General features: G+C 74.7%; 1 protein-coding gene. It reads right to left on the bottom strand.

The window, feature by feature from the left end; all coding sequences use genetic code 11:
- The coding region (locus tag AA75_RS32255; RefSeq protein ID WP_082526990.1) for an MFS transporter at nucleotides 1-962 on the bottom strand (962 nt) is incomplete at its 3' end.
- Nucleotides 963-995: the final 33 nt, after the last annotated feature.

Genomic DNA, 995 nt, shown 5'->3' with positions numbered 1-995 from the left:
GCCAGGATCGGCGGGCGCAGCGAATCGGCGAACAGCTGCGGCAGCAGGAGCAGCGAGACGCCGCGCAGCGCGTAGTAGGTGATCAGCAGGGCGCGGGAGTCGAAGCGGTCGGTGAACCAGCCGCTGGCGACGGTGCCGGCCACGTCGAAGACGCCGACCAGGGCGAGCAGGCTCGCGCCGGTGGTGACGGGCATGCCGTGGTCGTGCGCGGCGGGGATGAAGTGGGTGCCGACCAGGCCCGCGGTGGTGGCGCCGCAGATCGCGAACGAACCGGCCAGCAGCCAGAACGCCCGGGTGCGGGCGGCCTCCCGGAGCACCCGCAGCGAGCGGGCCAGCGCGCTGCCGGTGACGGCCGGCGGGGCGGGCGGCTCGGTGGCGCCCAGAGGCAGCAGGCCGAGGTCGGCGGGCCGTTCGCGCATCAGCAGCAGGACCGGTACGGCGACGGCGGTGGCCGCCAGCGAGACCACGACCACGGCGGTGCGCCAGCCGTGGTGGGTGACCAGGGCGGCCAGGACCGGCATGAAGACCAGGTTCCCGGCCGCTCCGGCGGCGGTGAGGACGCCGGTGACCAGGCCTTGGTGGGCCTGGAACCAGCGGCCGGTGATGGTGGTGGCGAAGGCGCCGGCCATCGAGCCGCTGCCGAGGCCCACCAGCACGCCCCAGCAGAGCACCAGTTGCCACGGCTGGGTCATCAGCACGGTGAGCCCCGAGCCGGTGGCGATCAGCAGCAGCGCGCAGACCGTGACCAGCCGCACGCCGAAGCGGTCCATCAGCGCGGCGGCGAACGGCGCGGTCAGCCCGTACAGGGTGAGGTTGACCGAGACCGCGCTGGAGACGGTGGCGTGCGACCAGCCGAACTCGCTGTTCAGCGCGTCCATCATCAGGCCGGGGGTGGAGCGGAAGCCGGCCGCGCCGACGAGGACGACCAGCGCGACGCCCGCCACCACCCAGGCGTAGTGCAGGCGGGGTGGGCGGGGGGTCCGTCCGGCATCGGG

The organism is Kitasatospora sp. MBT63 (genome assembly GCF_000710465.2).
Classification (GTDB): Bacteria; Actinomycetota; Actinomycetes; order Streptomycetales; family Streptomycetaceae; genus Kitasatospora.
The sequence above is the reverse complement of the archived record's forward strand: the minus strand, read 5'-3'. Positions and strand labels throughout refer to the sequence as shown.